This is a genomic window from Parabacteroides sp. AF48-14 (assembly GCF_003477465.1).
Classification (GTDB): Bacteria; Bacteroidota; Bacteroidia; order Bacteroidales; family Tannerellaceae; genus Parabacteroides; species Parabacteroides acidifaciens.
In genome coordinates this window covers 51742-78328 of the sequence record NZ_QUDI01000029.1, presented here as the reverse complement: position 1 = coordinate 78328, position 26587 = coordinate 51742, and the positions used below count along the sequence as shown (strand labels likewise).

Here is a 26587-nt window from a genome sequence, read left to right as displayed (position 1 = left end):
GCTTCAAAAATGATTTTTTGAGCTTTCGGAAAATTCCGACGTCTCAGAAAATGATTTTTTGCATTGTCGGGAAGTTCCGACATCTTCAAAAATGATTTTTTGGCTTTCGGAAAGTTCCGACGTCTCCAAAAATCATTTCCCGGCTTTTCGGAACTTTCCGAAAACTTTAAAAACTCAATTGGATATTGCCTCCGATCGTGAACGGCCGCCCTTTTTGTGCCAGCCGTTGCCGGCGCTTTCAAAATAGTAGGCCGCATAATCGGCATTGGTAATATTCTTCGCCCAGATTGCAAAGGTAATAAAATCTTTGGTAGCAGATACTTTCGCATTCAACAGTCCGTAATAAGATTGCGACACCTTGTTATCTTCTTTCCACAGGATGCGCCCTGTCCCGGTATAGCCGGCACTGACAGTGAAGCGGTCGATATGCGTGCAAGGATGTGGGATCGTGTAGTCGGCGCCTGCGGCAAACGTGTGGCGGGGCACCATCGGAAGGAAATTGCCGGCATAGTCGATGCCTTTCCTGTTGTCTTTATAATCCTTGAAGGTGGCATGCGTGAAGCCGTAGTTGACCTGCACCATCAGCCCGTTCACCGGGTTTCCTTGCAAGCTGACTTCTATGCCTTTGCTTTCGCTTCGCCCGGCATTGCGGAGGAATTGTCCGGTTTGCGTGGCGAGCATCTGATAAATCTGCTGGTTTTTCCAGTCGATCCAGAAGAAACAGAACTCGGCGTTGAGGCGGTTGTCGAGGAACGGGTGTTTGGCGCCCAACTCGTAGTTCCAACTCGTCTCGGGCTTGAAGCTGCGGTCCTCCTCTCGATCGAATGAGGTGTTGAAGCCGCCTGTTTTATAGCCTTTTGTCGCGGTGGCGTAGATCATTCCGGTGGATGGGAACATATATTGCAGGGCGATCTTTGGCGTCACTTGGCTGAACTTGAGCTTGCTGTCGAAGGCGTCCATCTGCTGGCTGCCACCGTCTGCTTCCTTATAGAAAAGGTAATCGTTGGAGGCGTGTTCGTAGTCGTAGCGGAGTCCGAAAGTGAGCGAGAGGCCGCGCGTCAGCAAATCATCTATCGTCGACTGGTGATAGAGGGCTACGCCGTATGTCGGCGTATTGTATAGTTTACGTGTCGTATAGTCTTTGGATAGATAATCGAGAATTACAGCGTTGTCGATGCCTTGCCAGAATCCGAAGGCGCCAAAAAGCCATTTATAGCGGCCGGTAGTGGTCGATTTGATGTTTAGTTCTTCGGAAACCATCTTCTGCTTCATATCCTGGCGGGCGAAATAGATGCTTCGGGGCGAGAAATCCTGGTCGATGCCCTGGTGGTCCGAGAGGTATTGGAAGGCGGTACGGCTGTTGATGCTGTAGCCCGCGCCTTGATAGTCGGCCGAAAATCCGGTGGTGGAGAGTGTCCGCTTGTAGAAGCTGTAATCGTTATAATTCACGTCGCCGGGGCGGTGTGTCACCGAGTCGCAGACGGCGTAGGGGTAGCCTCCCTGGTTCGAGCGGTCGAACGAACTCATCAGTCCGAGCGAGAGCCGCGTGTTGGGTTTCCATTCCAAGCGGATGCGGGCGGAACCGGCTTTCGAATCGTCCGCTTTCTTGTCGGTATAGAGGTTGGTGAAGTATCCGTCACTGTTAGTGTAATTGCCCGAGATGGCATACCCGAATTTCTCGCCGATTTTATTGTAATGGGAGAGAGAATAGTCGCGATAACCATAGGTCCCGTTGGAAAGCCACAGGTTTGTTCCTTCGTACTTCAAGGGCGATTTGGTGTAGACATTGATGATGCCGCCCATCGTGTTGCGCCCGTAGAGTGTTCCTTGCGGACCGCGCAACACTTCTATCCTGTCTACCTCGGCAAAATCGAAATCGAATGCTGATTTCTCGAAATAGGGGATTCCGTCGACGTAGAGGCCGACCGACGGAGAGTTGATCTTCGAACCGATCCCACGGATGTAGACGGGCGACGTCAATTTCGATCCGTAATCGGGCATGAAGAGGTTCGGGATGAAGGAACTGAATTCTTTGATCCCCGTAATGTTACGGTTCTGTATGGCTGTGCCTGTAACGGCTGTGGCCGAGAGGGGTTCGAGCCGGAGGTCGCGCTGCTGCTTGAAGGATTGCACGACGATCTCGTTCAATTCCACGTTCCGTATCTTCGACGTGTCTTTCTCTATTTCTTCTCCTTTTGCCGTATGGGAGAGAATGAAGAAAACCGGGAGGAAATATAATAGTTTCATGTTTTATCAATTAAAATGCTACCGTTATTTCGCCACCGATCTGGAAAGGTTTGCCTTTCTGGATGAACGAACGGTTGAATGACTCGAAATAGAACGCTTGGTAGTCTGTGTTAGTGATGTTCCTGCTCCACAGGTTCAGGTTTACGATCCCTTTGCGGACTCCGACTTTGGCATTCAGCAGACCGTAGAAGGGCTGGCTGATGTCGTTCTTTTCCGTCCAGAATATCTTGCCGGCTCCGGTGAATTGGGCGGAGGCGGTGAACTGGTCGATCGGCTTATTATGCAACAGTTTCGTGTATTGCACTCCCAAGCTGACCGTATGGCGTGGGGTGTAAGGTATATAATTGTCCTTACAGTCTGTTTCGACTATCTTGCCCTGTTCATTTTTGTCGGTGAAGACGTAATCGCGAAACGAGGCATGTGTAAAGCCATAGTTGAGGTCGGCCGTCAGCCCTTCAGTGATCCGGCTTCGCAGGCTCACTTCCACACCGTAGCTGTTTGCCTTCCCTCCGTTGGTGATCAGGCGGCCGCTGCCGTTTTCGGCGAACGAAGTCAGTTGGATGTCGCGGATATCCATATAAAAAAGGGTCAGTTCGCTGCTGAGGCGGCCTTTGATCAGTTCGCTGCGGATACCGGCTTCGTAGTTCCAACTGTGCTCGGGTTTGTAGGAAGCGACATCTTTTACCTCTCCCGGTTTTTTGGCTCCGTCGGGCATGAATTTCGACTGGAGTTCATATTGCGCTTCCGCCTGGACGAGGTCACCAAACATTTGGACGTTGTATCCTCCGGTCTTGTAGCCCTTGGCAACCGAAACGTAGGTGAATGTCCCTGGTGTGCACTGGTAGCGTAGTGACACTTTTGGTAACACCTGGAGGAAATCTTGCGAGATGTTGCCATCCATCACCGTGTTGACGGGAAGCGTCATGTTCATCGGGCCCATTTGTACGCCGATCTTCATGCTGTCGACAGCCGAATGGTAAGTTAGTTCCGCCTTTTCGTAATCCAGTCGGATGCCGGCGGTGATGGAGAGGCCGTCTATAAACAAATTATTGTAAGTCGATTGGTGGAACGCTGCAAATCCGTGTGTCGGTGTGTCGAAGTTTCCGGGAAAATAGATCTGGTTCGATTCGTCGCCCAAGACTGTTAGCTTCGGCGCTTTCGGATTATTGGCCAGCATGTCGTCGAATGCTTTTTGCAGGATGCCGCTGAGCCCGTCCTTTTTGAAGACGACGGGGCCGTCGGTGTTCAGGCTGTTGTAGAAGCCGTATGCACCGAAGCTCCACTGATAATTACTTTTGGTGTTGGACTTAATTGCCAGTTCTTCGCTCCAAGCGTATTGCTTTTGTTTCTGGTTGAGGGTGAAAATGGAGAGCTCCGTGTAATCCTGGTCCATTTTCATGTCGTCTTTCAGATATTGGTAGGCGGTGGTGGAAGAGAGGGTAAACCGGTCTGTCTTCCATTCCAGGTACAGGCTGTTGTTGAGTGTTCGCCGCCAGTAGGAGCTCGGATCGTTGATGCGGATCGGTTGTACGGTTCCGGTTGTCGGATCGTACTGACCGTATGGGAAGGCTTTCTGGGTGACATAATCGTAATTGAACGTGTATTGGGCCATGAGCTTGTCCGTTATGCGCCAGTCCAGCTTGAATCGTCCGCCGGCCGACTCCTCTTTGTCTGCTTTACTGTTGTCGTATTCGTTGATGAAGAAACCGTCGTTCCGGTCATAATAACCGTTGACCGAAATACCGACGTTTTCGCTGAGTTTGCTGTATTGGGAAACCTTTGCTTTTGCTGTTCCGTAATTACCCATCGACATGGATATCTTCGTTCCTTGGTAGGTGAAGGGCGAGAGGGTATAGATGTTGACGATTCCTCCCATTGCATTACGCCCGTAAAGGGTTCCCTGCGGACCACGGAGGATTTCGATGCGTTGGATGTCATTCAGCTCGAAATCGAAAGCGCTTTTGTCCAGGTAGGGGACGTTGTCTACATAAAGTCCGATAGATTGCCCGCTGCTTCGTGCCCCGATTCCGCGGATATAGATGGCAGAAGTCATTTTTGAGCCGTAATCCGGCATGTACAAGTTGGGCACAAATGCACTGATGTCCTTCAGCGCATCTATCTGACGAGCAGCTATCGCTTGGGGCGAAAGAATGGAAACTGCACCGGGAAGCAAGCGCAGGTCGTTCGTCTCCTTCGTCGATGAGGTGATCACCACTTCGTCGATATTGTAAGTTTTAATCGTGTCGTTAATACTAACATGCTCTGCCTTTAATGTTTGCAGGCCGATCAGTGAGCTCGCAACAAGAGCATAGAGGTAGCGTTTGTTCATCGTGTTGTTGTAAACTATTAGTATTTTACGCTTACAAAGGAACGAGAAAGATTCAAGGCTGTCAATCACTATATGTAGTGATTTTTAACTTTCAATTCTCAGCTTTCAACTTTAAAGTTCGATCTCGTCGCCCGAGATAATGCCGTTCATGATGGCGTAGAAAGTGAGTCCGGAAACTGTTTTGATACCGAGTTTGGTCGTGATGTTTTTGCGATGGGTGAGAACGGTGTTAAGGCTGATGTTCAGTTTGTCGGCGATTTCTTTGTTTGTGCTGCCTTTAACGATTAACTGGAGAACGTCTGTTTCACGGATAGACAGGTCTTTATTGTTTTCGCCGGGATAGCAGCTGCTGTCTCCTGCAAATAGTTGTTCCAGCTGCTCGATGATGATTTCCTGCGGAGCTTTGATTGTGATATGGTTTGTGGTTGACAAGCCGCCTTCTCCTTCTGTTCCGTCTATTAATACCATTGTCTTACTGCGTCGGGGCAGAAAGAAGTCTGCATTTAGTACAAACAGGGTAGAGTTGGTGAAATAGTAGTCGAATGTGTCGTTTCCCGAAGTCGACAAGGCTTCGAATGTAGGATAATGGCTGATTTCTACCGGTGGAAAATAGTCGATCAGCATACTTTGCAGCCCCGTACTTTGCAGTGTGTCAGACAGTATGATTGCTATTTGCTTGTTGTGGTGCATCCGGTCGAATTAGTTAAATACACAGCTTCTCCATTGCAGAAACCATAGGAGTCAGTATCCGGTAACGGATGCGGTTGTGTTGTTTGATGTCTTTTTCCAAACTGCTGACAGCAAATATGACGGCGTAACACAAGTTCTCATTATAATCGCCGGATAAATGCTTGATCATAATGCTTTTCAAATCGGCCAGCAGTGCTTCTATCGGATCTTCCAGCCGTTGTTCGGAACCCAGGTGAAGAGCTTCGACTTGTCCGGATGATTGATAGTTTTTCAACTGTTCGCTTAATGATAAACAATAGGGAAACCAAACCTGTTCGTCCTTCTCTATCCGTGAAGTCAGTTCCTCCTTGAACGAAGAGAAAAACTTCCCGATCAGGTTAAGCGTATTATTTCCCGGTGTACTCATGGAAATGAACGAACCGAGATGCCTTTCTATATTCGGGATTTGATAACGTTGGTAATATTGATTGGTTTTAGTCAGGTAATCGATGATCTGTGAAGTATGGAATGTTTGTAACTTCTTTTCAGGGAAATATTCTTCATTGAGAAACGTATTGATCACCGTCAACAGGAAGTCGGTATCCAGCTGATATTCTTCACAAATTGCTTTGACCGATTTGTCGCCTAATCCCAGACGGATTCCAAACCGGTTGATAACAGGAATGAGTGAGGGGTGCTCTTCCACCACCTCACTCATTTGCATATTAGGATATACTAATGGCATATTATGCTTCTTCCCACTGTTTACGTAATAATTCAACTGCGGCAGGAACCAAAACATTCCGGTCACCCTGACATCCGCATTCGAAACTTACATATTTATCATAACCTAACATTTTCAAACCTCTGAAGCCGTTTACATAATTATCTGCATCTCCGTCTTCACCTGGCATGCTGCGGCGTTTACGGCTGGCAATGTGTACATGTTGCAGGTAATCGCCTGCAGAAAGGAATGCGCCCATGTCGCTTGTCTCTTCCCATGTCATATGCCAGAAGTCACCCATGCAGCGTACGCCCGGATTGTTGATGTCGCGGCAGATAGAAGCGGCATCCGCTACCTGGCGAAGGTAGAATGCTTCTTTTCTGTTAAGCGGTTCTAAGATTACTGTCGTACCGTGCTCCTTAGCGAAGTTGCCCATTTCATTGAACTGTTCGCATAAGAAATCGCGTGTTTCCTGCGTATGAGGCATTACCGGAGACTGCGAATTGAATGCCGGAACGATAATTACACCGACGGAACCAAGCTCTCCTGCGGGAGCAATAATTTCCTTCATGGTGTCCATGCATTTTTTGCTTTTTTCCGGATCGCTTGATAGGATGAAACCATCGAAACCTGCACAGATCGCACTCACTTTGATATTGCGTCCGTTCAAAGCATCCTTGATTTCCTTCACCCGGTCTTTCAGTCCACGTCCGCCCGGTTCGAAACCTACAACACCCAACTTTTCCATCAGGTCCAGTTTCTGATTTAGGTTTTCACCCGGTGCAATACCTTCCTGGAAGGATATTTTCAACTCGGCTTTGCTATTGCAACAAGCTTTCTTGTCGGTCGGACAACCTTCAGCAGAAGCCCCTTTGCCACCACAGGCAGCAAGAGCTGAACTACCGGCTGCAACAGCCGCACCTGCCAGAGTCGTTCTTAAAAAGTTTCTTCTGTTCAGTGCCATATGTTATTTTTTCTTTTCGTCACGAGGTTTACCCGGTACCGGAACAGTAAATCCACTCATGTCCATCTTACCCAGATTCAGGTCTTTTGGAGTATAGTCCAGAGGAGATGCAGTCATCGCTTCCCATGTTGTTTCCATCCCACTGTATGCTGATTCACGTCCCATGATGGCAGCCATGTTGGCCACTGCTGTTTCGGAAGCTTGTTCGATTTTCTTGCCGCCACGAATACAGTTGATCCAGTTTACGTGTTCCAATACATATGGATTCTGCTGTTTTGTGTTTGCTTTTTCAGCTTCGGAATCATATTTCCAAACAACATTGCCGGCATTGTCTTTGATTACTGTTTCACCGTTAGCTGTTGACCAAGTACCTTTTGTTCCCTGGATAAATTCGCTGACGTTGTTTACGCAACCGTCGATCTGGCGACACATACTGTGCATATGGATACCATTCTCCATCGTGAAGTCAATGCTGAAGTTGTCATACTGGTCACCCGTGATACGGCGTTGACGAGAACCGAAACCTACAGCCTTAACCGGTTTCAAACCGCTGAACCATGTAAATACATCAATGTTATGTACATGCTGTTCTACGATATGGTCACCGGATAACCATTTCCAGTTAACCCAGTCTTTGATCATATATTCGCAATCGTTCCAGTCTTTCTGACGTTCGCGGAACCAAAGCATATTCTGATTCCAGTAAACAACACCGCCGGTAATTTCACCGATAGCGCCTTCCATGATCTTCTTATAAGATTCAACATAGCTGCGTTGGTGATGACGTTGTGTACCTGTTACGACACACAGGTTCTTGGCCTGGGCTTGTTTAGCCGTAGCCATAATTGTACGGTAACCTACGGGGTCTACACAAATCGGTTTTTCCAGGAAGCAATGTTTGCCTTTTTCAACTGCGTATTGGAAATGAACCGGACGGAAGACCGGAGGAGTTGCTACGATAACTACGTCTACACCGCTATCGATCAATTGTTTGTAAGCATCTAAGCCAACGAAGCGTTTGTCGGCAGGAATATCACATCCTTTTGCTTTCAATTTATCAGCCAACCCGTCTACACGTTCTTTAAAAGTATCAGCCAAAGCAACGATTGTAACGCCGTTTGCTGCTTCCAGGAAGTTTTCTGCAGCGCCGGAACCACGTCCGCCGCAACCGATAACACCGGCTTTCAGTTCTTTACCGTCTGTTGCCAAGTCAGGCAATTCGGGGATATAGTATGTTCCGGGTTCTTTCAGCGGTTTGTTGGCTGCTGCACTTTCGCTACCGCCACCGGCACATGAGGTTAATACACTCGCACTACCTGTACCGATAGCACCCAGTGCACCGGCCATAGCTGTACTTTTCAAAAAAGATCTTCTGCTAATACTGTTTTCTCGCTTCATGATATAGTAAATTATAGGTATCAATTAATCATCTGTTATTTTGCTCCAATCGCAGGGTCCGGTTCGCAAACCACACGGAAACCGATACCACGGATATCCGAATACCACCAAATACTCTTCGGTTGTTGCGGGTCTGTTTTTAACCAGGCATCATGCTTTGTATAATCACGGGCTGCAGAACGAACATCTGCTGCATCGGAAGTGTAGTTACCTCCACGTACAACCCATTCTTCACCCTCTGTGACCAATGGATTTGTTACGTTTTCACCGCCTTTGCTATAAGCTTGCGGATCATATTTGTCTGCACAATATTCCATTACGTTACCCAACATATTTTTCAAGCCGAACGGATTTGCTTTTACTTCATTTGGCTCCTGTGTCCTGTTTTTGCTGTTCTTTACATAAATTACGAATGAACTGATGCTGTCTGTTTTTGCATCGAAGAACTTACGCCAGAATCCCTGGTCTGAAAAATCTTTCGGGTTGCCGGTGAAGAAGTAAGGGGTTTCCGTACCTCCACGAGCAGCATATTCCCATTCTGCTTCAGTCGGCAGACGGTATTTCTTTCCTGTTTTCTTAGATAACCACTGGCAGAACGTTTCTGCAGCATAGTGGGTCATTGTGATTGCCGGACGATCGCCGCCACCCCATCCCTGGTCGGGGAACCCGAACGGTGGAGTCGGACCGGAAATCGCATCTACATCCGGGTTGCTGTTATTGGCATACACCGTTTCCGGAGGCGTACGTCCTTCACTCATGGTCTGTCCATAGAATGCCCAGTACTGATCCCACGTAACCTCGACTTCGGCAATGAAGAACGGACTGACTGTTACGTTCCGTACGGGTGCTTCATCTTCCTTGTGGAATGCTTCCTTTTCGGTGCTACCCATTTTGAATGTACCACCCGGTATGGCAACCATCTTGAATGAAACGGGCGTTCCGGGGATTTGTTCCGTATAATCGGCAAAAGACGTGACAGGTGTAGCAGTTTTGAAATACATACTGGTGTCTATGGATGCAGTCGTATTTGCGCCCGGAATGCCTGTCAATTTGCCGTGTTTGTAATCTGGATTATAATGTCCTGCGTCAAGGTGGCAACTGATACATTGTAAATCCAGTTTCTTTTCGTTTTCATCATAATAGAGGTGTGCGGTAATGCCATCCTGATTGATTCCCTCCGGAAACAAATTCTGGTGACATTCTTTACAAGATTCGTTCGGGATATATTTAACCGCGTGTTCCAATTCCGATTTTGTGTCCCAATCGAAATCGGCACTGTCTTTTGTCATATAGGACCATACATCCTTTAATCCTAATTTGGCTTTTGCCGTATAATGGTTCCATGTATCACTTTGAGGCGGGAGGTGGCAAGCTACGCAATGAGTTTTAACCCCACTTCCGTTGTTTACATGTTTGGAAAGTTTCCAACTGTCTTCAACGTGTGGATGTACGTGGCACATCATACACGATTCGTCGGATGAAAAGTAAACGGATGTCTTATATACGGCAACCATAATGCCCGCACCGAGAAGTAATCCGATCAAGAGAATAAAAGTCTTTCCTTTGAAAAATCTTCCTTTTTTCCCTGAAGGATAGCGATTCAAATTCTTGTTAGTAGCCATTTGTTTCTTATGGTAAGCGATTTTACAATTAGTCTTGAATTAGATTTAAAAATCGGGAATAAAAGTAGTGTTTTCCGGTATAAAACGAAAGTCTATACTGGCTATTTAACGAAATATGCACAGGGATTATACTTTTTTATCAGTTTTTATAAAGGAACGCTTGTCTCCGCTTGATATATCGGCTTTTAAGAATCCCATATCGTCGCGGGAACAAGCGTTTTTTAGTAAAAACTTATAAATTGGACTGGATCGGTTTCATTATGAATGAGAATTCATAATCCCCATAATGAATACGATATTGTTCCAGCGGCAGGGTTCCCCAGCTGTTGATACAACCCAATCCCATTTGTACCTTGTCTATACACATATTGGTGTAGTTTATCTGCGGTACAAGTTCCGAATGTCTTTGTTCTTTCTGTGTGCCGTCATCCAACGACTCGATCGAATAATGTAATGCGGAAGCAGAGAAAGGAGCTTCAGAAATAAACATCAACCCGTTACCTCCCTTATTCATTTGTTTCCACCAACGGATATCTGTTTTTGTCCCTGTTTCCTGCGGGCGGATATATGAATAGAACTGTTCGTCTACGGTCTGTTTGTAGTTCCCTAAATCAGTTACATTGTTACGATCGGAATAGTTTTCAATAGGACCTCTTCCATAATAGTTGATTTGATCCAGGCATTTCGGCATTTGCATTTGCATACCGAAACGGAACATATCAGATACTTTTGCGGACTTGTCGGCTACCATTTTTTGTGTAACTTTAACAGCACCTTCATTATTGATCGTATAGGTCAGATACAATTTCGCTTTGACAGCATCCATTGTGTATTCAGCACTGACAATAGCCATGTCGTTTTCGATCTTGTTTGTCAGAGAGGTCAGCTTCAGCCCCGGTTCTTTCCATGCCGCATATTTATTCTGCAGGTTGGCACCCATATCGTTATCCGTTGGAGCGCGCCAGAAGTTCGGAGTCAGTTTTCCGTCTTCTTTCAGCATAGGCATACCGTTTACGTCATATCTGCACAAGAATCCGTCATGTCTGTTGAAATCCATCCGGAAGTTTTCTCCTTCAATGATCAGATAGTTGAAATCATTCTCTTTAATAGTCGGAACGACTGTGGCAATGTTTACTTTCTGTTTGTTTTGCAGATCCAGTTTCGGAGCTTCATACGGACGGATTGTCATTTGATTCTTGGCAACCGTGTAACCGGCAGGAAGCAATGTTTCCGCTTTCTTTAATTTAAAAGCTACATTCAGTAAGAGCTCTTTACATTTGCAGATACCTTCTGTGCTGTAATTCAACTTGACAGATTTAGTCTGCTGCGGAGCAACTTCCAAATCTTTCACCATACCTGTCTGAACAACTTCTCCGTTTGCCAACAGTTCCCATTCTGCATAGTAGCCGCTCAGGTCGCGGAAGAAGTTTTCATTATAAACATTGATGACGCCGTTTGCCAAATCGGAGGGAGTAGCCCAGATGGACTGATAGATATGGCCTACTTCGTACATATGCGGATTCGGTTTGCGATCCGGACTAATTAAGCCGTTGTCCATAAAGTTGTTGTCGGAAGCATCATAACGATTCCAGTCACCGCCATAAGCATAGAAAGGAACACCGTCTTTTGTTTTCCAGCGTAAGGACTGGTCTACGAAGTCCCAGATAAAGCCACCCTGGTATTTCGGGTATTTACGAACCAGATCCCAATATTCTTTAAATCCGCCTTCCGAGTTACCCATGGCATGTGCATACTCACATTGGATAAGGGGTTTGTCAATGCTACCTTTACTATATTCTTCACTTCTCTCGTAGTTCAGGTACATCGGGCAATAGATATCAGTGAATTCGCTTGTCCGTGCTTGTTCATATTGTACGGCACGCGTTTTGTCCTCGTTCTTAATCCAGGTATAACAAGCCTCGAAGTTAGGACCCATACCGGCTTCATTACCTAACGACCAGAAAATGATGGATGGGTGGTTATATCCGCGTTGCACGTTACGTTGATTGCGTTCCATATGCGCTTTTGCGTATAATGGATTTTTAGCCAGTGTCTTGTCGCCGTATCCCATACCGTGCGATTCGATGTTGGCTTCGGCAACTAAATAGATACCGTATTGATCGCAAAGGTCATACCACAGGTTGTTGTCCGGATAGTGGCAGGTGCGTACGGCATTTATATTATATTCCTTCATCACTTTGATATCCTGGATCATGCGCTCCGGTGAAACGACATATCCGCCGTCGGGGTCCATTTCGTGGCGGTCGGCACCTTTAAACAATACCGGTTGTCCGTTCACCAATATCTGTGAATTTTTCAGTTCGATTTTACGGAAACCGACTTTGACCGGAATTACTTCCGTATTGTTACCGTCTTTCAGAGTTGCTGTCAGGGTATAGAGGACCGGAGTTTCTGCCGACCATTTTTCAGGATTGCTGACTGCGATATCTGTTGAAATTTTACCGGCACCTTTTACGGATGAAGTGGCAACTTCTTTTCCTGCCTTATCCAACAATTTCAGATCCACTGTGCCGCTTCCTTTCAAATTAAGCGATACATTCAAAGTCGCATCTTTGTATTGTGCATCCAGATCCGGAGTTACGCGGATATCCTGGATATATTTCGGATTACGGGCATACAGGTAGCAGTCACGTCCGACACCCGAGAAACGTAGGAAATCCTGGTCTTCCAGATAAGTGCCGTCACACCAGCGGAATACCTGGAATGCGATCACGTTTTTCCCCGGTTTCAGATATTTAGTCAGGTTAAATTCCGCTTCCAGTTTACTGTCTTCGCTATAACCTACAAACTGTCCGTTTACCCACAGATACATATTGGATGTGACAGAACCGAAATGGGCGAAGATTTCTTTTCCCTTCCAATCTGCCGGAACGATGATTTCCTTCCGGTATGATCCCACATGGTTGTTTTCGGTCGGAACTTCGGGAGGGTTGTTCTCGAACTGGCTTCTCCATGCATAACCTACGTTTACATAGATCGGGTCACCGAATCCGTTCAATTCCCATAAGCCGGGAACTTTCATGTCGGCCCAGCCTTTGTCGTTGTAATTTACCTGATAGAAATCTGTCGGGCGCATATCAGCGTTCTTAACCCAGAAAAATTTCCAGTTTCCATTCAAGGTCATGAAATTTTCAGAGGATTCTTTACATCCTTTTAATGCACTGTTCTCATTTTCGTATGCGAAATAATTTGTGTGCATGGGAGCCCTGTTGATTTCGTTTACGTTAGGGTCTCTCCACTCATTTTTTTGAGCGAAAGCTGCTGTCCCGATCAGGGACAGGCAGCAAGCAGCAAGTACGTTTAGTTTCATAAGATGTTATTTATTTACGGTTTTTCAGGATTTAATCAATCCATTTTTGCCATTTTACATTATCGTTATATCCGGCTTCAACCATTGTTTCAATGAATTGCATGCCTCTTACGCCATCATGGACAGTCGGGAAGTCCAGGCAATCTCCGCTTGGGGTTTCGCCGTTTTTGATGGCTCTTACAGTAAGTGAGAAATTACGGTAGATATTGGCGAAAGCTTCAATGAAGCCTTCCGGGTGTCCGGCTGGGGTTCGGGTATTCCACAATGCCTTTTCACTCAGATAGCCGTTATTACCGATATTCAATATTTCTGCCGGACGGTTGCCCCATTTCAAAGTCAGCGTGTTCGGCTCCATCTGATGCCATTCGAGCCCGCCTTTTTCGCCATATACACGGATACGGATGTTGTTGGCCTCGCCTGTTCCGATCTGGGTTGCCGTCAGGACACCTGTCACATCGTTCTCGTAACGAAGGAATGCGGCGCCGTCATCATCGATCGGACGTCCGGGAACGAATGCTTTCAGGTCTGCACACAGTTCTTGTACTTTCAGTCCGGTAATATATTCGCTCAGATGCCAGGCATGTGTTCCGATATCGCCTACGCAACCAGCCTTGCCGGAGCGTTTCGGGTCTGTTCGCCACCCGGCATTGTTGCCGCCTTGCAGCTCGATGCGCTCAGCCAGCCATCCTTGTGTGTATTCGACATATACACGGCGCAATTTGCCGAGTTCGCCATTCGCAATGCGGGCTTTCGCTTCTTTTACGGCCGGATAGGCAGAATATACATGTGTCAAAGCCAGGATAAGTCCCGTCTCTTCAACTTTTTTCTGCAGGAGTTTAGCTTCTTCCAGTGAAAATGTCATCGGTTTATCCACTACCACATGAAATCCTCTTTCAAGTGCCATCATAGCCGGTTCGAAATGCCAACGGTTGGGAGTCACGATGGTAACAAAGTCCATCCGCTCGTCTTCCGGCAAGGTCATTTCATGTTCGAACATTTCCTGGTAAGTGCTGTAAATCCGGTCTTCCGGCAAGAAATAGGATAAACCGGAACTTTTGGATATCTCAGGGTCTACGCTGAAACATCCGCAAACTAATTCAATTTGGTTGTCCATAAAGGCTGCCCGGCGGTGGATTGCCCCGATAAAAGCGTCGCTTCCTCCGCCAACCATACCCATTCTTAATTTTCTGTTCTTCATGATATTATTAAATTAGCAATTTAATGAATTGAGATACTGCCCAAAGTTACAAAATCTTGTAAGATGTACAATAGCGTTGCAACATTAAATTGCAATATTGGTTGTATAGGTTTCAAGATTCAGTATCACTCTATCACGGTTGCTTATTAAATATTGAGGAATAAGTGTGATAGATGTATTAGGAAAAATAATTTATAAAATAGATGATTGGTGTAGAAGTCTCATGTTCGAAGGGGGGCAGAATACGCCCCCTCTTCTTAGGTGAATTTTTAGATTATTCTCCATATCCAGGATTCTGGATCAAGTTTGGATTACTGTTGCATTCATTGCGCATCATAGGTAAATAATAACATTTGTCTACGAATTGGCGGCCTTCATTGTTTAGATCAATTACTTTATAGTGCATGTCCCAAACAGTAGGGTCGGCGTCATATTTACTTCGAGCCCCGATACTAGGTTTCAATGTTGCGGTCACACGGATACCTTTTAAGCTATTCAGGCCTGGCAATTCTGGTGCAATCATCCAGCGGCGAACGTCCCAATAACGAATTTCTTCATAAGTAAATTCCAGGCGGCGTTCGTTTTGGTAGATCTTTCGCAATTCATTTTGATCGTTTGTCGTTATAGCCGGCAAATTGACATTCGCGCGATATTCGTTCAAGTACTTCTTGGCTTCATCCAGCTCTCCTAATTCAATACAAGCTTCGATGTAGTCGAAATAAATTTCGGAAAGGCGAATGAACGGGAAGATGGCATTAATCTTGTTACGATGGTCTCCATCCGCCGGGTTGATATATTTTTTCAAATAATATCCAGTGTAAGTGGCATTCCAGTTTTCTCCTCCTCCTGCACGTGTATCCATTCCGGGGAAGAACTTAGAGTCGTCTGTTATGGACGGATCTAACTGGTAGTAACCGGTCTGGATTTTGCCGGTTGGCTCTATTGCCGCAAAGTCCGATGGACGTTGAATCCATTGCATTCCATCGTACATGATTGTTGCATAAAAACGTGGTTCGCGATTGCTGTAAGGGGCTGCTGCATGTTGAGGATCGTTCCAGTTGAACTTGCTACCGTCTTCCATTGCATAGGCATCAACCAAATCTTGTATAGGTGTATTGCCTCCCCAAGCATGATAACCGGAAGGACCATTGAATATCGGCATCTTGGTTCCACTTTCATCTTTGGTGTCGATGAAATAGCGCGAGAAGATGTTGTCTGCACTTTCCGTTAGAAAGAATTTCCAGATAGCTTGTGCTTTCTCTTCTGTTGACAGTCCGCTTCCGCCATAAGTCGGAATGGCGTGTCCCATCGGATTGTCCAAAAGGTCTTTAGCTGCAGCTTTGGCTGCTTGCCAACGTTCAGTACGTGATCCTTCTGTGTAGAATAACAGTTCGGGATGTGCGTAAGAACCCAGTAAGGACGATTTGGCAGAAGCAGTAGGCTGATCGTGCAGATCACTGGCTACATCTGTTAATACGCGAACTCTCAGCGCTTTTACGGCGGCTAAAGTTGCACGTCCTTTTTGTGTATTAGCAAATGTGCGGTCTTTCAGGTATTCTGCAGCATTGTCGATATCACTTAATACTTGCTTGATGCAATCTGTATAAGAAGACCTTGGAATAAGGAATGATTCGGGATCATCTGTCAATTGGGTTACCCTCAACTGGATGGGTACTCCGCCGAATGCGCGGGTTAAACGGTGTAAGAAATAAGCACGTAAAAAGTATGCTTCTCCTTTTAATTGCACTCGTGCATCTTCTGCAAATGTGGCATTATCCAGATTTTCGATAAAGTCATTGCAAGAACGTATATTCAAGTATAGACGCTGCCACTGATGCCCGCTTTGAGTCTTTGAGAACCAACCAAGGTTAACATCGGTGACTGCACCGGCATTTGTTTCCGGAAATTCGCGTCCATGCGTGAACATGGCTTCGTCGCATGCAGAAGCCTGTAACTCTTCTGTAAAGCCTGCATCTTGGAAAGCAAAATAGATATCGTACATATAGGCTTCAGCCAGGCTTTTTTCTTTCCAGATATCTTCTGCCATGATTTCCGTTTGTGATTTTGTATTCAGGAAATCCGTACTACATGAACTTGTCAGTAATATGGCAGTGAGTAAATATAATATATTCGCCTTTTTCATATTCAAATTGATTTAGAAAGTTACTGTAAAACCGACGTTGATGATCTTAGACTGCGGATAGTTGGTTGCGTTGGAACTTGTACTTTCCGGGTCGATATCCTTACATGGTGAGAAGGTCAACAAGTTAACACCATTGACATATATGCGGGCGTATGAAATAAGCTTAGTTTGTGCTAACCAGGCTTTTGGTAGCGACCAACCGATTTCAAGGTTCTTCAAGCGGATATAGTTGGTGTTAACCATCCAGTAAGTATTGTTTCCGGCCGCTGTTCCATCCCAATAATACTGGCTACGTTCATTTACGCGCGGGTATTTGTCCGAGGGGTTTTCAATTGACCAATGTTTGTCATATACATATTTCGGATAATTACCGATATCGCCTGCTTCCCAATATACTTTTGTCCAAGAGTCTGCAGCTCCCTGGAACAAGACGCTCAGATCGAAGTTTTTCCATTGCAGGTTTCCTGTGATACCATATGTCCATTTGGGTTCATTATTGCGGTTTGAGCGAACACGGTCGTCTGGTGTGATTTTACCGTCTCCGTCAATATCCTTGAACTTCATATCGCCCGGTTTCAGGTCTGCATCTTTTGTGATACCGTCATAATTCGGGCGGTTTGCAGTGTTATTGATTTCGTCCCAATCTTTGAATACGCCGTCATATTGGTAATATAGATCTGTATTCATCGGATGTCCGGTTGATTTCTGCCACTGGGGAGAACCGGGAGATTCGTCCCAAAATTTGATTGTGTTTCTTGCATAACCTCCGGTTGCAGAGATGCTGTAATGCCAGTCTTTACCGATGTTATCGTTCCATTCGATTTTGAAATCGAAACCAGTGTTGTCTACTTTACCGATGTTTTCAGCTGGTAAGGTTAAACCTGAAGTTGTCGGAATAGAGGCATTTCTGCGCCACAGAATGTTAGATCGCTTATTGTAGAAATAGTCTGCTTCGAGGTACAGACGGTTGTCGAATGTACGGGTTTCAATACCGACATTGAAATTGTTGGCGCGTTCCCAAGTAATATTCGGATTCGGGAAACGGCTGATACGCAAACCTTTTTCGTCTGCATTGTCGACGATATATCCCCATTCGTAGTAGTAAGTCGGAGCAAATTGATATTCTCTCAAGCTACCGTCATAATATACTTGGTCGTTACCCATCTGCCCCCAGGATGCACGGACTTTGAAGTAATCAATAAAGGAGAGATTTTCTTTCCAAAAATCTTCTTCGGAAATACGATATCCTAACAAGACACCGGGGAAAAAGCCGAAACGGTTCCCTGCTGCAAACATATACGAACCATCGTAACGCCATACAAACTCAGCCAGATATTTTTCTTTATAGTTGTATGCTAAACGTCCGAAATAGTTCATGCGGGCACGCTCCCAGTTGTCACCATCGCTTTTAGCATTCTTTTCTTTATCACCGCCTGCATTAAAATGATGCAGGGCGTTTGATAGGAAATAACGGCGATAGGCATTGAATGACTCTGCGTTTGACCAGTCACGTTCCATGCCGATAAGAAAGTTTATGCCATGGTCTCCAAAGTTACGGTCGTAAGTCAAAATACCACTTAGCACGGTATTGGTCTGGTCTGTGGATTCCATTGATAAATCAGGGTCTTCATGATTCGGATAGCTGAGCATCGGCGTTAGTTTTGGAGTAATGCCATCTGCTTCATAGCTTACTTTATCCCAATCATATAAAGTCCATGGCTGGAACCATGTTTTGCTCTGTTTTAAATATTTATCATACGATACGGAAGCTGTCAATTTCAGACCATCAATCCATGGCTGGGTAATTTCAACTTTTGCATTACTCTGGATGTAGTAGCGTTTATCATGTGTATAACCTGTTGCATCCGTACAAGCGACAACAGGGTTGCGTCCGTATTCCTGCGCTGGACCGGGAAGTCCGTTAGGCCAGTATGCTTGGTCTGTAGGGCGGCCCCTGGAAGTGAACCATAGTAAATCACCGGCTCCCTGGCTGGGGAAATTACGATTTTCCTGGCGTCCCATCAATTGTGCACCGACTTTAATATAATCATTAAATTGTGCATCTACGTTCATACGCAGGTTGAATTGTTTGTAGTTGTTTGCAGAGTTTTGATAAAGCCCGTCGGTATATTTATGGCCGAAATTTACAAAATACTGGTATTTGTCGGATCCACCTTCTAAAGATGCGTTATGGACACGTTGCGGTGACCAGTTCTTAAATGTTGCGGCATACCAGTCTGTGTTCGGATATCTCCAGGGGTCACTGCCGTTACGATAGAGCTCGATCTCTTCCGGCGTTCTGAATAACGTATAATCCCCCATGCTTTCTCCGTTGTTCAGAGCCGGGTTTTTCATAGCTTTGTTCATATAGAGTTCATTCATTAGTTCGGAATATTCTACGGCGTCGCACATATCCGGCAGGTTGGTCGGCTTAGACCATCCTTGATTGAATGAATAGGTAAATCAGGTTTTTTTGCGGCCCGTCCTTTTTTTGTTGTGATCAAGATTACGCCATTGGCGGCACGGGCTCCATAGATAGCAGCAGATGCATCTTTTAACACGGACATTGTCTCGATTTCGTTTGGATCTAAGCGCTCCAAGCCACCGGCTCTTGCAGCAACTCCGTCGATTACGATTAAGGGGTCGTTGTTTCCTAATGTATTTGAACCACGGATGCGGATGGTGGCTCCATCGTATCCCGGCTCACCGGAACGTTGGTATGTTACTACACCTGACATTTTACCGGCAATAGCATTTGACAGGTTTGCAACTGGTGATTTAATCAAATCTTCACCTTTCAATGTCGACACAGAGCCGGTAACAGTTTCTTTTTTCTGTACACCGTATCCTACAACGACTACTTCGTCGATGTTTTGAGTGTCTTCCTGTAGTGTGATGTTAATTGACGTTTGGTTTCCGGCTGAAACTTCTTGTGTCCGGTATCCGATGTAGGAAAATACAATTATTGCATTTGTCGGAACATCTAAAGTGTACTTGCCGTCAATGTCGGTAATGATACCGGTGGTAGTACCTTTTACTGATACGTTTACACCGATAAGTGGTTCGCCGGTGGCGTCAATAACGGTGCCTTTAATGGTCTTTTGCTGTGCAAAAACGGTGGTTGTACAGAATGCAAAAAGCAATAAGGTTAACATTTTAAGAAGATTGCTTATTGCACCACCTTGCTTGGAATGTGTTTTTAAAGAAGATTCTTTCATGTTCTTTCTTTATTAAATGAATATAAGGTTAAAAAAACAATAAGGATATTGCTATCCTGCTAAAAAACTGGAATTCTAATATTATGTGATCATAGGCAACAAGTATTAAATGAAACATTTATTTTGAAAAAAAATATCATTTGATATTGGGTGAATTTTACAATAAGAGGATTACGTTATAAATGACCGAGTAAGTATTTTCCTGGCATATCCATCCGATATGCCAGGGCCTGATTGGAAATGCCTCTTGAATAGAGGTTGAAAGATAAGTGATGCATTGTAGATGCTCTTTTGGCTGTAATACAAACTTTTCTTGGTCTCATCTTGAACTCTTTTTTAGGTTAACAATCTTATAATGAGATGTGTATTTCTTGAAGTAAACACAACTCTTGTTAATTGTTATGAATTATATTCGATGCAAATATATTGCAAAATGTTATATGTGCAAAATTATTCGCAATAAAATATTGCAGGATGCGCTTATTTTGTTCTGAGACAATTGTTAACTTGGTTATATGAACAGTATATTGGATAATATTGATACAATTCGAAGGAATAAAGGTTATTCACAGGAATACATAGCTGCACAAATAGGTATGAAGCAGGCGGGGTTTAGTCTGATAATGTCTGGAGAACGTGAGCTTAAATATAATACCTTATTGCAAATTGCAAAGGTATTACAGATCTCTGTAATAGATGTTATTACATTTCCGGAGAAATATATTCCTTCTAAAGGAAGCAGTCTGTCGACAGAGGCTGTCTTACAAATAAAACTGGATGGCGATAAAAAAGATCAGATACTAAACATTGCACTTGGAGAACAGATTGCTGATTTGCTGAAATCGAAATGATTTTCTGGAGGAATGCACGGAAGGAGAGGCTCGAACTCCCGACACCTGGTTTTGGAGACCAGTGCTCTACCGACTGAGCTACTTCCGTGTTTGCGGGTGCAAAGGTAAGATATTATTTTGAATAACCAAGCCCTTATTCCCAATTTTCAATTATAAGATTCGGAATACGATTTAAGTGCCCAATATTAGCAGTGACCATAACGAGTTTATTTTGGAGGGCTGTGGCTCCTATAAGGATATCAAAATCATCAATTCGTAGTCCTTTGCATTCGAGACTGGCTTTAATTTGCCCATAAGATTTGAGGATTGGGAAAATGGGTAACACATCAAATTGTTGTAAAACATTTGTTACATCATCCAAATTTTCTCGTCTCCCTCCTTTAGCTGCACCATAAAAAAGTTCTGCAATAGTTATTTCGGAAATGAAACAATTTTGAAAACCAGCATCCATTATATGCTGGCGAACTTTTCCCTTGTTCTTAAACATTGAAATAATAACATTGGTGTCAAGCAGATATTTTTTCATATTGCATTTACCAAGATTCTACTTTTCGTGTGAATGTGCGTGGAAGATTATCGTCCCAATCCCCTTTGTAACAAGCGAAAGGGTCAACTGCGACTTTTTTCTCTTTCTTAGTCTTTCTGAGAGATTCGGAAAGTTTACTGATTAAATCGAGCTTCTCATCTGCGCTGAGGGAGGATAGAACACTCATATACATATCCGTTATACTAATATCTTTTATCATAGACATCGTTTTTATAATCTACATTTACAAAGATAAGAAAGATAAATCGAATATAAAAGTTTTTCCTTGTTTTGTACTTTGAGAATGTTTTGAATATCTTTGTGTGTTCCATAAAATCAATCAACAAAAACATGAAAAACGAATTAGAAATGAACGCCAACCCTTTGGTTGAGCATCTTCAGAAGCCATCTTCCGAATTTACAAAGGCGGATATTGTATCTTATATAAAGGATAAAGGTATCCGGATGGTGAACTTTATGTATCCTGCCGGTGACGGACGGTTGAAAACGCTGAATTTCGTAATTAACAATGCGGCTTATCTGGATGCAATTTTGACTTGCGGTGAGCGTGTGGACGGTTCCAGCCTGTTCTCGTTTATCGAGGCGGGAAGTAGCGATTTGTATGTGATCCCGCGTTTCCGGACGGCGTTTGTCGATCCTTCTCCGAATTACCGACGTTGAGTATGCTGTGTTCGTTCTTTAATAAAGATGGGGAGCCGCTGGAAAGTTCACCTGAATATACATTGCACAAGGCAAGCAAGGCTTTTACGGATGTGACCGGCATGGAGTTCGAGGCGATGGGCGAGTTGGAATATTATGTAATCGCAGAAGAGGAAGAGCTGTTCCCGGCAACAGACCAGCGTGGTTATCACGAATCAGGGCCGTATGCCAAATTTAATCAGTTCCGTACGCAGTGTATGCAATATATCGCACAGGCAGGCGGACAGATCAAATACGGACATTCGGAAGTGGGTAATTTTACCTGAACGGGAAGATCTATGAACAGAATGAGATCGAGTTCCTGCCGACGAGAGTGGAAGACGCAGCCGACCAGTTGATGATTGCCAAATGGGTGATCCGGAATCTGGCATACGAATATGGTCTTGACATTACTTTTGCCCCGAAGATAACGGCGGGGAAGGCCGGCTCCGGTTTACATATACATATGCGCATCATGAAAGACGGCAAGAACCAAATGTTGCAGGATGGTATTTTGTCGGAAACAGCCCGCCGGGCAATTGCCGGAATGATGAAGCTGGCACCGTCTATTACGGCATTCGGCAATACCAATCCGACTTCTTATTTCCGTCTGGTTCCCCATCAGGAGGCTCCGACTAATATTTGTTGGGGCGATCGTAACCGTTCCGTTTTGGTACGTGTTCCGTTGGGATGGGCAGCCAAGAAAGATATGTGTTCGCTGGCGAATCCGCTTGAGGCGGACAGCCATTACGATACGACGCAAAAGCAGACAGTCGAGATGCGTTCGCCGGACGGATCGGCTGATCTTTATCAATTATTGGCAGGATTGGCAGTCGCTTGCCGGTATGGATTCGAAATCCCGGATGCGTTGGATGTTGCGGAAAAAACGTATGTGAATGTGAATATCCATCAGGCTGAAAACAAAGCGCGGTTGGAATCTTTGGATCAGTTGCCGGACAGCTGTGTCGCTTCAGCTAAACGTTTGCAACAGCAGAGAACGATATTCGAACAATATAATGTGTTCAGCCCGAGTATGATCGACGGTATCATAAAGAAACTGGAAAGTTATTGCGATACGATGTTGCGCAAAGACTTGGAAGGCCACACCGAAGGAATGCTGGAACTGGTGAATCGGTATTTCCATTGCGGGTAAGATATAGTTGAAAGTGGAGAGTTGAAAGTTAAAAATATCGCTTGTCGCAACTTTCAACTTTCAATTTTCCACTTTCAACTGATATCCAGTTCTTCAAACATGACTTTATAGGCAGCAGCCTTTTCTTCCAATGGTTTCGGGTACGCCCGGGAGGAAGAAGGCATGCGGTAAAGGCGGAAGACACGGCCCAACAAGGTGAAACGGGAATAGGAGCCGACTTTGGGTTCTTCTACCGGAGGCAGCATGGCAATTAATGTATCCATCGCTTTTTGTCCTGTTACGACAATGGCTTCACATGCGGGAATCTTGGCCAGAACTTCGGTCGGGTTCAATGGAGTGACGACCTGCAGGAAGTTGTCGGACGCATTGCCTTTCAGACGGATTACCTCCATTGCCGTATCGCCGATCCCGATTCCTTTTTCCCGGCAGAAAGCTTTCGCTTTTTCTTCGCTGAAAGCCTTCTTTGTTTCCAGAAAGTATTCCTTGTTATGATAGAAAATCAGGCCGAGTATCCGCCACATGTCGTTTTGGATATTCGGGTAGTAGAACTTCATAGACCAGCGCGCGAGCGGAGGCGGGAAGCTTCCTAACATCAGTAACTTCGTATTCTCCGGCAGGAAGAACCCTAAAGGATGTTGTTCGACCTCTTTCTTCTCCATTATTTATCTTCTTTCCTTTGTCTCTTGGCATCTTCCTTTGCCATCAACACGACATTGTAGACAAAATCGGTCATCCATTCTTCCGAGTAGCCGAGTGACTCTTTGTATTTCCGTATTCTCCAGGCTACTTTCTGTGTGCTGACTTCTTTCCATTCCGAGCGGGTTACGATCTCGTGGATGGTCTTCTGCGTCTGGGCATATAAAAGTTTCTTTACCAGCATGGAGAAACGGAACTTCCATTGCATCAGAGTGTCCAGCAGGGAGAACAGGTCGTTGTTGAATCCCTGATACATGATGAAATAAGATTTAATGTCGTTCTGCGTCCGGCAGTTCTTTTTGATGGAAGCGTCGATTTCTTTGAAGAAATTTTCGTTCAGGCCGTATTCCTGCATCAGTATTTTGCGGGCACGCGATTTCTCGGCGATCCCTAACTTATTGTTCTGTGTCGGGATTTTGAGCATCCGTTTAAACAGCGCCATATCGTTCAATATGTTGAGGTTCGTGATCCCTAACTGTACGGCCATCACTGCCTGATAATACACGCGGATCAGCGTAACAAACTCCTCGACGGAGCCTTTCGATACGACAGTTTCTTCTTCTTCTTTCTTTTTGAATAGTTTGGAAATGATATTCATTTGTATGTTCGTTATGATAATTTGGGGGCAAATATACTAAAACTTGTCCCGCCGACAGGCATTCTTCCTACTCAATTCGTTCAATCGTTATTTCCGGGAATGTCTCCGTGAACCAGAGGAGCGGGCTGTCATCCGAATATTTCTTTGCCTTCACAACTAATGACACGAGGTAAGTGTTTGTGGCCGTATGGCTTAACTCCTTTAGCTCGTAAGAGGCGAGCAGATATCCCCGTTCGGATATGACGGGGATGATCTTTTTAATAATATCTTTCTCTGTCGTGGAAAAAACAATCAGCGAACTTTTCATTCCCACACTTTTAAAGATAACGCTTAGTAGCTCTAACCCGACCAGCGTGAGAATGGTCGCGGCAATACTGATGCCGTACATACCGGCACCGCAAGCCAACCCGATACCGGCCGTAGCCCAAATCCCGGCGGCTGTGGTCAGACCTCGCACGAACTGTTTCTGTATGATGATGGTGCCGGCCCCGATAAAACCGATACCGCTGACAACCTGTGCCGCAACACGGCTCGGGTCGAGTGATACGCTGTCTTCCAGGATGATTTGCTGGAAGCCGTATTGCGAAACAATCATAATCAGTGCACTTCCTAAAGACACGAGGAAGTGAGTGCGGTATCCCGCTTCTTTAGCCCTGTATTCCCTGTCGAGCCCGATCACGGCTCCCAGGATGCCGGCCACGAATAGTCTTAAAATAAAATCCCATATCATGATAAGAATATTATATTCTGCAGTATGTAAACCGCGGCGCCCGACAAATAGCCGGCCATTGCGAGCAGGGAGACCCGTTTCAGGTACCAGAGGAAGTTAATCCCTTCCAAGCCCATTACGACGACTCCGGCAGCAGACCCGATAATCAACATGCTGCCTCCGACTCCGGCACAGTAGGCAAGGAACTGCCAGAACACGCCGTCCTGCACGAAATGGGACATATAAACCGGATCGGCGGCTGTCGCAATCATCGCATCCGAAGCGATCGGGTACATGCCGATAGCTCCGGCGACAAGCGGAACATTGTCGACAACGGCTGAAAGGGTTCCGATAATCAGGTTGACCGCATACACATTTCCGATCGTGTCGTCCAGCCAAAGTGAGAAACTACCTAAAACGCCACTGCAACGCAGCGCGTCTACAGCCAGCAGGATGCCGAGGAAAAACATCAGAGTCGCCCCGTCGATGCGGCTGACTACTTTCGACAGGCGCAGTTTCAGGTCTTCGTTGATCGGCGTCCGTCGATACATCAGTTCGGTAAATACCCACAAAATCCCGACTCCCATCAGAATCCCCATAAACGGGGGCAGATGCGTGATTGTCTTGAATATCGGCACGAACAGCAGGCAGAACACGCCGATGCAAAGAATCGCCAACTTTTCATTTGCCTTTAATACCTTTAAGAGCAGGTTATCCCTGTTTTCCTCGAAAGCGTTAGGCGGCGTCACCTTCCCATGCAGATAGCGGGAGATGAGCAACACCGGAACCAGTGCCGACACGAGGCTTGGCAAAAACAAATGCGGGATGGTTGCCGAAGTCGATATGTTTCCTCTGACCCACAACATGATGGTCGTCACATCACCGATAGGCGACCAGGCTCCGCCGCTATTGGCTGCAATCACGATGATACTGCCGAAAATCCAGCGTTCCTTATAGTTGCCGATCAGTTTCCGGATCAGCATGACCATTACGATAGAAGTAGTCAGGTTGTCCAGGACTGCTGACATGAAGAATGTTATGGTGGCGATTACGAATAACAGTTTGCGTTTGCTATTGGTCGTGATACGGTTGGTGATAAACATAAAGCCCCCGTGCGAATCGACCAGCTCGACTGTGATCATGGCCCCGATCAGGAAAATCAGTGTCTCGGCAATCTCACCGATGCTATCTAATATCTGGTGGTCGATGACAAAACGGATACATTGATCGGCGTATGGCAAATCCTTCATGAAAGGAAAAGCGTCCAGGAAAAGACTGAATTCTTCGGCGGAAGCCGTCGGGATAAATTGTGGTGATCCAAAGGTGTATAAGACCCAAAGAATCGTCCCTGTCAGGAGCGCTGTACCCGCCTTGTTGATTTTTAGAGGATGTTCCAATGCGATAAGTAAATATCCGACCAGGAACACGATGATCATTGCTGTCAACATCATATTTGTATTAATTGCTTTATATCCGCAAAATTATCAATTTATATGGAACTAACACTGTTGT

19 protein-coding genes, 1 tRNA gene and 1 pseudogene are annotated in these 26587 nt (G+C 45.4%); 2 read left to right on the top strand and 19 right to left on the bottom strand.

What is annotated here, in order from left to right:
* Positions 1 to 174 precede the first annotated feature (174 nt).
* The 12 genes from DW083_RS14340 to DW083_RS22960 all read right to left on the bottom strand — a co-directional run bounded on the left by DW083_RS14340 (position 175) and on the right by DW083_RS22960 (position 19843).
* Positions 175 to 2247 carry a TonB-dependent receptor gene (locus tag DW083_RS14340; RefSeq protein ID WP_233552224.1) on the bottom strand — a complete coding sequence of 691 codons (2073 nt, stop codon included), beginning with the start codon at positions 2245 to 2247 and terminating at the stop codon, positions 175 to 177.
* Between the two features lie 10 nt (positions 2248 to 2257).
* Positions 2258 to 4576, bottom strand: a complete 2319-nt coding sequence (locus DW083_RS14335) for a TonB-dependent receptor (RefSeq protein WP_122332828.1) — start codon at positions 4574 to 4576, stop codon at positions 2258 to 2260.
* Between the two features lie 111 nt (positions 4577 to 4687).
* Positions 4688 to 5266 (bottom strand): response regulator transcription factor, encoded by a 579-nt coding sequence (locus tag DW083_RS14330; protein WP_122332827.1) that lies wholly within the window; start codon positions 5264 to 5266, stop codon positions 4688 to 4690.
* 13 nt (positions 5267 to 5279) lie between these two features.
* Positions 5280 to 5969 (bottom strand): helix-turn-helix transcriptional regulator, encoded by a 690-nt coding sequence (locus tag DW083_RS14325; protein WP_187574930.1) that lies wholly within the window; start codon positions 5967 to 5969, stop codon positions 5280 to 5282.
* Positions 5970 to 5991: 22 nt separating this feature from the next.
* Positions 5992 to 6933 (bottom strand): sugar phosphate isomerase/epimerase, encoded by a 942-nt coding sequence (locus tag DW083_RS14320; protein ID WP_122332826.1) that lies wholly within the window; start codon positions 6931 to 6933, stop codon positions 5992 to 5994.
* 3 nt (positions 6934 to 6936) lie between these two features.
* Positions 6937 to 8331 (bottom strand): Gfo/Idh/MocA family oxidoreductase, encoded by a 1395-nt coding sequence (locus DW083_RS14315; protein ID WP_115499603.1) that lies wholly within the window; start codon positions 8329 to 8331, stop codon positions 6937 to 6939.
* Between the two features lie 35 nt (positions 8332 to 8366).
* Positions 8367 to 9953 (bottom strand): SUMF1/EgtB/PvdO family nonheme iron enzyme, encoded by a 1587-nt coding sequence (locus DW083_RS14310; RefSeq protein WP_122332825.1) that lies wholly within the window; start codon positions 9951 to 9953, stop codon positions 8367 to 8369.
* 232 nt (positions 9954 to 10185) lie between these two features.
* Positions 10186 to 13284, bottom strand: coding sequence for a glycoside hydrolase family 2 TIM barrel-domain containing protein (locus tag DW083_RS14305; protein ID WP_122332824.1), 3099 nt, complete (start codon positions 13282 to 13284; stop codon positions 10186 to 10188).
* Positions 13285 to 13315: 31 nt separating this feature from the next.
* The gene (locus tag DW083_RS14300; protein WP_122332823.1) at positions 13316 to 14482 is read right to left on the bottom strand and encodes a Gfo/Idh/MocA family protein; all 1167 of its coding nucleotides are present in this window, start codon (positions 14480 to 14482) and stop codon (positions 13316 to 13318) included.
* A gap of 274 nt (positions 14483 to 14756) precedes the next feature.
* Positions 14757 to 16625: a RagB/SusD family nutrient uptake outer membrane protein gene (locus tag DW083_RS14295; protein ID WP_122332822.1), complete on the bottom strand. Its 1869-nt coding sequence runs from the start codon at positions 16623 to 16625 to the stop codon at positions 14757 to 14759.
* A gap of 12 nt (positions 16626 to 16637) precedes the next feature.
* Positions 16638 to 19037: a SusC/RagA family TonB-linked outer membrane protein gene (locus tag DW083_RS14290; protein WP_233552222.1), complete on the bottom strand. Its 2400-nt coding sequence runs from the start codon at positions 19035 to 19037 to the stop codon at positions 16638 to 16640.
* Complete coding sequence (locus DW083_RS22960; RefSeq protein ID WP_233552221.1) at positions 19022 to 19843, bottom strand: carboxypeptidase-like regulatory domain-containing protein; 822 nt, start codon at positions 19841 to 19843, stop codon at positions 19022 to 19024. Before DW083_RS22960 ends, DW083_RS14290 begins: the two co-directional genes overlap by 16 nt.
* Before the next feature lie 515 nt (positions 19844 to 20358).
* Here DW083_RS22960 and DW083_RS14285 point away from each other — a divergent pair.
* Positions 20359 to 20694 carry a helix-turn-helix domain-containing protein gene (locus DW083_RS14285; RefSeq protein ID WP_122332821.1) on the top strand — a complete coding sequence of 112 codons (336 nt, stop codon included), beginning with the start codon at positions 20359 to 20361 and terminating at the stop codon, positions 20692 to 20694.
* Positions 20695 to 20709: 15 nt separating this feature from the next.
* Here the strand turns inward: DW083_RS14285 and DW083_RS14280 are convergent.
* The 3 genes from DW083_RS14280 to DW083_RS14270 form a co-directional block, all read right to left on the bottom strand.
* Positions 20710 to 20782: transfer RNA gene (locus DW083_RS14280), tRNA-Trp, on the bottom strand.
* A 45-nt stretch (positions 20783 to 20827) separates the two neighbouring features.
* The gene (locus DW083_RS14275) at positions 20828 to 21220 is read right to left on the bottom strand and encodes a PIN domain-containing protein (protein WP_122332820.1); all 393 of its coding nucleotides are present in this window, start codon (positions 21218 to 21220) and stop codon (positions 20828 to 20830) included.
* Between the two features lie 7 nt (positions 21221 to 21227).
* Positions 21228 to 21440 carry a hypothetical protein gene (locus DW083_RS14270; protein WP_122332819.1) on the bottom strand — a complete coding sequence of 71 codons (213 nt, stop codon included), beginning with the start codon at positions 21438 to 21440 and terminating at the stop codon, positions 21228 to 21230.
* A gap of 131 nt (positions 21441 to 21571) precedes the next feature.
* Here DW083_RS14270 and DW083_RS14265 point away from each other — a divergent pair.
* Positions 21572 to 23072 (top strand): annotated as a pseudogene (locus tag DW083_RS14265) (glutamine synthetase family protein).
* A 74-nt stretch (positions 23073 to 23146) separates the two neighbouring features.
* Here DW083_RS14265 and DW083_RS14260 read toward each other — a convergent pair.
* The 4 genes from DW083_RS14260 to nhaD form a co-directional block, all read right to left on the bottom strand.
* Positions 23147 to 23731 (bottom strand): uracil-DNA glycosylase family protein, encoded by a 585-nt coding sequence (locus DW083_RS14260; protein ID WP_122332818.1) that lies wholly within the window; start codon positions 23729 to 23731, stop codon positions 23147 to 23149.
* Positions 23731 to 24366: a hypothetical protein gene (locus tag DW083_RS14255; protein WP_115499597.1), complete on the bottom strand. Its 636-nt coding sequence runs from the start codon at positions 24364 to 24366 to the stop codon at positions 23731 to 23733. Before DW083_RS14255 ends, DW083_RS14260 begins: the two co-directional genes overlap by 1 nt.
* Before the next feature lie 67 nt (positions 24367 to 24433).
* Positions 24434 to 25096, bottom strand: a complete 663-nt coding sequence (locus tag DW083_RS14250; RefSeq protein WP_115499596.1) for an MgtC/SapB family protein — start codon at positions 25094 to 25096, stop codon at positions 24434 to 24436.
* Positions 25093 to 26523 carry a sodium:proton antiporter NhaD gene (gene nhaD / locus DW083_RS14245; protein WP_122332831.1) on the bottom strand — a complete coding sequence of 477 codons (1431 nt, stop codon included), beginning with the start codon at positions 26521 to 26523 and terminating at the stop codon, positions 25093 to 25095. The genes DW083_RS14250 and nhaD overlap by 4 nt, the downstream gene beginning before the upstream one ends.
* Between the last annotated feature and the right edge of the window lie 64 nt (positions 26524 to 26587).

Excerpts from the sequence above, each read along its gene's own strand:
- DW083_RS14340 (WP_233552224.1), bottom strand. The coding sequence starts at position 2,247 with ATGAAACTATTATATTTCCTCCCGGTTTTCTTCATTCTCTCCCATACG.
- DW083_RS14335 (WP_122332828.1), bottom strand. The coding sequence starts at position 4,576 with ATGAACAAACGCTACCTCTATGCTCTTGTTGCGAGCTCACTGATCGGC.
- DW083_RS14330 (WP_122332827.1), bottom strand. The coding sequence starts at position 5,266 with ATGCACCACAACAAGCAAATAGCAATCATACTGTCTGACACACTGCAA.
- DW083_RS14325 (WP_187574930.1), bottom strand. The coding sequence starts at position 5,969 with ATGCAAATGAGTGAGGTGGTGGAAGAGCACCCCTCACTCATTCCTGTT.
- DW083_RS14320 (WP_122332826.1), bottom strand. The coding sequence starts at position 6,933 with ATGGCACTGAACAGAAGAAACTTTTTAAGAACGACTCTGGCAGGTGCG.
- DW083_RS14315 (WP_115499603.1), bottom strand. The coding sequence starts at position 8,331 with ATGAAGCGAGAAAACAGTATTAGCAGAAGATCTTTTTTGAAAAGTACA.
- DW083_RS14310 (WP_122332825.1), bottom strand. The coding sequence starts at position 9,953 with ATGGCTACTAACAAGAATTTGAATCGCTATCCTTCAGGGAAAAAAGGA.
- DW083_RS14305 (WP_122332824.1), bottom strand. The coding sequence starts at position 13,284 with ATGAAACTAAACGTACTTGCTGCTTGCTGCCTGTCCCTGATCGGGACA.
- DW083_RS14300 (WP_122332823.1), bottom strand. The coding sequence starts at position 14,482 with ATGAAGAACAGAAAATTAAGAATGGGTATGGTTGGCGGAGGAAGCGAC.
- DW083_RS14295 (WP_122332822.1), bottom strand. The coding sequence starts at position 16,625 with ATGAAAAAGGCGAATATATTATATTTACTCACTGCCATATTACTGACA.
- DW083_RS14290 (WP_233552222.1), bottom strand. The coding sequence starts at position 19,037 with ATGTGCGACGCCGTAGAATATTCCGAACTAATGAATGAACTCTATATG.
- DW083_RS22960 (WP_233552221.1), bottom strand. The coding sequence starts at position 19,843 with ATGAAAGAATCTTCTTTAAAAACACATTCCAAGCAAGGTGGTGCAATA.
- DW083_RS14285 (WP_122332821.1), top strand. The coding sequence starts at position 20,359 with ATGAACAGTATATTGGATAATATTGATACAATTCGAAGGAATAAAGGT.
- DW083_RS14275 (WP_122332820.1), bottom strand. The coding sequence starts at position 21,220 with ATGAAAAAATATCTGCTTGACACCAATGTTATTATTTCAATGTTTAAG.
- DW083_RS14270 (WP_122332819.1), bottom strand. The coding sequence starts at position 21,440 with ATGATAAAAGATATTAGTATAACGGATATGTATATGAGTGTTCTATCC.
- DW083_RS14260 (WP_122332818.1), bottom strand. The coding sequence starts at position 23,731 with ATGGAGAAGAAAGAGGTCGAACAACATCCTTTAGGGTTCTTCCTGCCG.
- DW083_RS14255 (WP_115499597.1), bottom strand. The coding sequence starts at position 24,366 with ATGAATATCATTTCCAAACTATTCAAAAAGAAAGAAGAAGAAGAAACT.
- DW083_RS14250 (WP_115499596.1), bottom strand. The coding sequence starts at position 25,096 with ATGATATGGGATTTTATTTTAAGACTATTCGTGGCCGGCATCCTGGGA.
- nhaD (WP_122332831.1), bottom strand. The coding sequence starts at position 26,523 with ATGTTGACAGCAATGATCATCGTGTTCCTGGTCGGATATTTACTTATC.